At 57.7% G+C, this 6,472-nt stretch carries 4 protein-coding genes and 1 pseudogene; 3 read left to right on the top strand and 2 right to left on the bottom strand.

What is annotated here, in order from left to right:
- The first annotated feature begins 29 nt into the window (after positions 1 to 29).
- Positions 30 to 704 (top strand): GntR family transcriptional regulator, encoded by a 675-nt coding sequence (locus OHL21_RS06765; protein ID WP_263416493.1) that lies wholly within the window; start codon positions 30 to 32, stop codon positions 702 to 704.
- A 474-nt stretch (positions 705 to 1,178) separates the two neighbouring features.
- On the opposite strand, the gene OHL21_RS06770 is transcribed toward OHL21_RS06765, so the two are convergent.
- On the bottom strand, positions 1,179 to 2,222 hold the full coding sequence (locus OHL21_RS06770) for a YncE family protein (protein ID WP_263416494.1): 1,044 nt from the start codon (positions 2,220 to 2,222) through the stop codon (positions 1,179 to 1,181).
- Between the two features lie 343 nt (positions 2,223 to 2,565).
- On the opposite strand from OHL21_RS06770, the gene OHL21_RS06775 reads away from it, so the two are divergent.
- Both OHL21_RS06775 and OHL21_RS06780 read left to right on the top strand, forming a co-directional pair.
- Positions 2,566 to 5,295 (top strand): TonB-dependent receptor, encoded by a 2,730-nt coding sequence (locus OHL21_RS06775; protein ID WP_263416495.1) that lies wholly within the window; start codon positions 2,566 to 2,568, stop codon positions 5,293 to 5,295.
- Positions 5,296 to 5,598: 303 nt separating this feature from the next.
- Positions 5,599 to 6,132: a hypothetical protein gene (locus OHL21_RS06780; protein WP_263416496.1), complete on the top strand. Its 534-nt coding sequence runs from the start codon at positions 5,599 to 5,601 to the stop codon at positions 6,130 to 6,132.
- Positions 6,133 to 6,241: 109 nt separating this feature from the next.
- On the opposite strand, the pseudogene OHL21_RS06785 reads toward OHL21_RS06780, so the two are convergent.
- A pseudogene (locus OHL21_RS06785) lies at positions 6,242 to 6,472 on the bottom strand (IS630 family transposase); the annotation flags it as partial.

A 6,472-nucleotide genomic window follows, 5' to 3' on the forward strand; every position in this document is an offset into this window, starting at 1 on the left:
GCGCCCCTGGCGCGAAAGGCTTCTGACACATGCCGGTAATGGAACGGATTGCACCACTCGAAACACTGACAGATCAGGCTCACCGCAGCATCAAGCAGTACATCCTGGGCGGCAGCTTTTCAATCGACGAACGGCTGACGGAAAGCTTCTTTGCCGAACACCTGGGCATCAGCAAATCTCCAGTGCGTGAAGCGTTGAATGCCTTGCAAAACGAGGGTCTGCTGCGGATTGAACCGCGTAAAGGCATCTATCTTCGCCGCTTCACCGCCAAGGAGATCTCAGACCTGTATGAGCTGCGAGAGGCTCTGGAGGTCTATGCCACGCAGATCGTGCCCATCACCGCCGAGTTTATCGAGGCCCTGGAGCAGAGCCTGGAGCGAACCACGGAGTTGCTGGCGCGGGACAACAAGACCGCGTATATCGAAGAAGACATCGCCTTTCACCGGTTGATTGTGGTTTCTACCGGTAACGAACAGCTCTCCAATACGCACAGCAATATCCAGGACAAGCTCTGGCTCTGCCGCTGCCAGACCTACCAGCTCACGTCACCGGACACTCCCGCAGCCCACCATGCCATCGCCCGGGCGCTGCAGGCCGGCGACCGTGAGGCCGCCGCCACTGCAACACGGGATCATATCCGTTTTGTACGCGATGCCCTGCTGCGCAGCCAGAACGAGCTGGATCAGGAATCGCGGAACAGCTAAGGTTCTGTCCCTGAAGTTCACGGCATACCTGATGAGTGTGTTTGCCATCCGAAGCGTTGAAGAAGCAGGTCCTTCACTTGTGCTCAGCCGTTGCGCGGCGCGCAACCGTTTCGCACCGAAGGGTGCGAATGCGTTGCTTAAGGGGACGGCTTCAGCCGTCCCGTACGGAACCCACACAGATGGCGGCTTTAGCCGCTGAGGGCAAGTTCCGATACATCGACCTCAGCGGCTAAAGCCGCATCTTTCTCCGCGCTATACCGGCACGGCTGAAGCCGTGCCCTTAAGCAAGACGTTCGAGCTTCGCTCGAATGTCCCCAACAGCCGACCCTCCACTTATATCGGCAACCGCTAATGTCCTGCCTCTAAAGTTCGCGTCATAAATATTGAAAAGCTGTTGCCGTCCAAAGCTGAAAAGCAGGTCTTTCACTTCGTTTAGGATGACAAAATTTTTCTGAGGACTTCAGATTCACTGCCCTAAGGATTGACTTGATACACCAGAAGACCTGCATCATCGATAGAGGTCTTTGGATGTACGACAAAGAGCTGCTTCGTCTGTGGCACGAACAATCCTGTCTTTCCGCCGTTGGTGGGAAGGTTGGTCAAAAGGGTGTAGTGATCGGCTGACTCCTGGTGCAACACGCTCATCCCCTGGGAAGCGAAGATGTAAATACGCCTGGAGACCGGGTCCCAGGCCATACCGTCGGCGATATTCATGCATGGCTGCTGCTCCACAACCCTACCCGTCGCGGTATCGAAGGCATAGAAGATCCCGGGCTTGCGGCCCACGACAAAGAGGCGGTGGTTCACAGTGTCGATCGCCATGGATGTATTCAGGTTCAAATCAGGCGTTGTCCAGGTATCGACCAACTTCATCGCCTTCAGGTCGACGACACCAATCTTCTTCTGGTCTCTGATGTTGACATAGAGCCGGTCTGCTTTTTCATCCACCGCGATGGCTTCAAGATTGGCGCCTTCTACGCGAACGCGGCCGGTGATCTTATGGCTCTCGACATCGATCGCCGTGATCTCGGAATAAGAAAGGTTTGCGGACTTGCCGCCGTTGCCGATGTAGAAGGTGTGCCGGGGAGCGTCATAGTATCCAACATCGGGCGAGTCAGTCTTGCCGGTCACTGAGCCGTCGATGAGCGGCACCCGGTCGACCAGACGAAAGTCTGCCGCGGAAAAGAACAGCGTCGACGAGTCGCCACCATCTGCAACGAGAATCTCGTCCTTCTCCGGGACATATGCCAGCGTGTGCGGTGTCTTCACTCCGGGAACGCTTTGCAGATGAGCTCCCGTGGCTGCATCAAAGACCTCGAGCGTGTGGTGCTCTTCCGCCGCGATAATCACATGATTGCGCTTGCTATCGAGAACGAGAAAATCGAAATCACCCTCGATGCCCGGAAGCGGTGTCCACGCGACAAGGGTGACTGGGGAGGTGTGATGCGATGCCTGCGCAAATGTTGGGAACGACAGGACAACTGAGGCACACAGTGCCAGAGTGGGGGTGAGCTTCACGAAGTTTCCTTTCGAAAGCGCGCCGATCAAGGGCGCGATACGCTCGATTGTGAGCAGGAAACCTGAGTCGAATCTTAGAGAAGCGGCCAGGTTACGGAAGATTTACAGAACCAGCTGCGGATCTACAGGGGAAACGAAGATCGACACCCCACCGGGAGAAAACAGGGCCGAAACCGCGCGAATTTTTCGTTAAAAAATTACTCTATATATCGTAGAGTGACCTTCGTATCCAGGGCATAGAAAAAAGGGTTCCTTCCATGGCCGAGCAGTATTGTGTGAACCATAACCAATTCAGTCTTTCTTGCCGCATCTGCGCGGGCAGTTTGAGCATACGAGCTTGTTCATGAGATCCGACGTTCCATCCAGTCGATGGCGGTTCGCGATCTTCTGCTTTCTGCCACTTCTTCTGCCATTGATCTCCCATGGCCAGCAGCCATGTACCGACGGCGGCATACAGGTCGACGGCCGTGTCGTCGATCGAACGGGAGCGGCCATCGTCGGTGCCGTCCTGACGCTCGATCAGTTGGCGTCCACTCGTTCGGATCAGCGCGGCGAGTTCCTCTATAACTGCGTTACCTCACAACAGCACATCTTGCAGGTCGCGGCCAATGGGTTCGCGGAACGCACTCTCACCATCTCGCCTTCACACGCAGGACATCTGCGTGTTGTGCTGCAGATCGAGTCCGTTCAGGAGGAGATCAGCGTCTCCTCGGCCCAGGTCAATACCGCCACCGGCGAACGCACGCTGGCGGGCAGTGAGGTTACCGACCTGGCTGACGATCCGGATGATCTGCAGCGGCAGCTGCAGTCTTTCACTGCGGCTGCCGGCGGTCTGGGCGGTGTCCCCCTCATCACGGTGGATGGCTTTCGCCTGGAAAGCCGCATGCCACCCAAGAACGCGATTGCATTCATCCGCATCAATCCCGATCTCTTCTCGGCTGAGTTTACAGAGGCGCCCTACGACGGTGGACGCATCGAGATCTACACCAAGCCTGGCCAGAGCCGGCTGCACGGTGACCTGTTCTTCAATGACAGCGAGGCCGGGTTCAATGCGAAAGACCCGCTCTCTACCAGGCGCGCGGCGCTGACACGGCGGCGTACCGGCTTCGACCTCAGCGGTCCTCTCTTCCATCACGACCGCGACTTCTCACTCAGCCTGGAGCGCCGCGAAATTAACGACTTTGCAGTCGTGAACGCCACCGTGCTCGACGCCGCCGGAAACCGTACCACGCTGGTGCAGAATGTGCCGACACCGCAGCATCTATGGGAGGCCAACGCGCGGGTGAGCTTTCTTACCAGCCCAAGGAACATGCTCATCGCCGGTTATACCGCCAACGTGAATCAGTTCGAGAACGTAAGCGCCGGCGGTATCACGCTGCAAGAGGCAGCTTATGGCCGTTATCAGGCGGAACATACACTGCGCCTGAGCGACGTCACGACGGTTTCGCCTCGCCTGATGCAGGAGTTTCGCATCAGCCTGCGCTATCGCGACGAACAGGACACGCCCAACTCCACCGCGACGCAAGCGCAGGTCGCCGGAGCGTTCACCTCGGGAGGAGCTGACATTCAGGCTTCACGGAACCACGAGGCTGTGATCCAGGCGATGGATGATGTCGTTCTTACCAGGAAGCAACATTCGCTGAAGCTCGGTGTGCAGGTCGAAGATTACTTTGAGCGGATCAGGACCTTCCAGGGCTTCAACGGTACCTATCTCTTCGGCGGTGGAACCGGACCGGAGCTGGATGCCCGGGGAAATCCCATCGCCGGCACCAGCATCGTCTTCGACGGACTGGAGCAGTATCGGCGAGCACAGCGCAATCTGGCAGGCGGCGCCGCGACGACCTTCTCCAACGTCGCCGGCCAGCCGGGCAATAACTTCAACCAGTTCCGCGCATCGCTCTATGTCCAGGACCAGTGGAAGCTCTCCGATCGGCTGCAGGTCACGGGAGGTCTGCGCTATGCCGTCCAGACGGAACCGCTTTCTGTCAGCAACATCACGCCACGGCTGGGAGCCTCCTGGGTGCCAGACAAGAAGAGGAAATGGTCACTCAGCGGCCGTGTAGGACTGTTTCTGACGCCGGTTGCTACCACTACCATCGCAGAGGCGCAGCGGCTGGATGGAACGCAGCGCACAGGACAAACGATCTACACACCGATCTACGTCTCCGGTGTGCCTGCCGGCACCATTATCAAGACCATCCGCAGCAACGCGCCTTCCCTCACCCAATCGCCTTCGATCCAGAGCCAGTTGGCCGCCGGCTATAGCTGGGCTAAGGGATGGAACATCAGCGCGAGCTGGGTCCATGTCCGGCAGTGGAGCGGCCTGCGCACACGCAATATCAACTCGCCGCTGGACAACGATCCCCTGGGCCTGCGCCCAGGTCCGCGCTATGAAAACATTCTTCAGTTCCAGCAGACGGGCTCCGTCATTGGAGACCTGGAGACGGTTTCGTTCGCCAGCTCCGCCTCGAAGCGCATTCAGTTCTACGCCCTCTATGTCTATGTCGACCTGCAGGGCACCATCGATAAAGAACCAACTTTCTCGCCGCAGTCTTCCAATACCGACGCGGGCGAATGGGCGCAGATCAGCGGCCGCAGCCGCCATAATATCGTCACCTCCGGCCAGGCGCAGCTTCCCTTCGGATTGACCATCGCGCATGTCTTCCGCGTGCTCGGTGGAACGCCTTACAACCTGGTGACAGGAATCGACCGTAATGGCGACGGCAACTTCAACGACCGCCCCGAACTGGCTACGTTATCGACACCTGGGGCCATCGACACACGCTACGGATGGCTGGTCAGCGAGGGCGGCAACGGAACGACCGCGCGCAACGCTGGCCTGATGCCCTGGAATATCTACCTCGACACGAATCTCACCAGGCGATTTGTACTGAACCCCAAAGCCGCTAACGATCGTAGACAGACACTGAGTCTGAACTTGCGGTCAGCCAATCTGTTGAATCACACCAACGTCACGACGATGGGGAGTATTCTCGGCTCGCCGTCTTTCGATCGCGCGGTGCTTGCCGATCCGGGACGGCGGCTTGAGTTTGGTGTACGGTATGCGTTTTAGCGAGTCTTTATTTGTTGGTTTCTGGTTGGAAATTTAGGGGAATCCTGCCCACCCTAGCGTTCCGAGCGTTCACCCCAACGAACAAAGTTCGTTGGGGATCCCGGGGGTGGGGCACCCGGGCGATACAAGCGCTGAAGGGCCAGGGTCCGCGGCGAAATTGTTCGCCGGGTGGAGCTCTATATCAGCCTGGGGCAACACCCAAAATCATCTGCGAGCAACAGAAACGTGGTTTGATACCTTCTACGTGACCGGCTGCCTATCATCGGCAAGGCGGTTACACCAATTCGAAAGGCGCCCTCCTTGATGAAGCCTTCTTTTGTTCTGGCCGCTCTCGTCCTCGCCTCCACATCTGCTCTGGCTGCAACGAAACCAGTTCCGACGTCGTGCACGCCGGAGGTGAATAGAACGCTGCTCCAGTTCCTGCATGACAATAGCGGAGACTCGCATGCCCAGCTCGACAACGTCATGGTTTGCGGCACAGCGATCACCGACTCCTTCGAGCAGGGCACCAGCTCGACTGGTACCGGCGCACATCAGGTGATTCTTCTGAACGTCCCCACCCGCGACGGATCGAAGGTCACCGTTGAGATCGTCTCGAACGACAGCCTTGACGGCGTGGTGACCGCATCCAAAGGCGACACTGTCTATGCCTATGGACAGGGATACATCACATCCTCTCGTGACATCCGCAAACGCATTCATCCGGTAGCCGGTGTGCACGATACACACTGTGCGACCAACTCGCACATGGACGATGGATGGGTGGTCGTCAACGGCACGCATTACCCGGCGCAGGCGTGCAAAGCATCAAGCAGGCGCAGACGGCGTTCGCATTAGGCATCTTCCCGGTAGGTGTAACGTAGGGTTTCCGCATCTATGGGCGTTTTCCGAAATGAAAACGCCGCTGCACTCCTCTTACGGGATACCCAGCAACAGAGAAAATGCTCTAGTGTCCTGTCCCTGAAGTTCTTGTACAAAATCTAGCAACGGCAGCCAGTATCTGATCGGCGGTTTTAGTCCAGACGAAGGGTTTTGGATCGCGGTTGTGAATTGGATGTAGTTGCGGATGGCATTTTCCAGTTCAGCGGTGGAGCGATGGGTGCTGCGGCGAAGTTGTTTTTCGGTCAGCAGCGCAAACCATCGCTCGACCAGGTTGAGCCAGGAAGCGGAGGTGGGA

Source organism: Terriglobus albidus (genome assembly GCF_025685425.1).
Taxonomy (GTDB): Bacteria; Acidobacteriota; Terriglobia; order Terriglobales; family Acidobacteriaceae; genus Terriglobus; species Terriglobus albidus.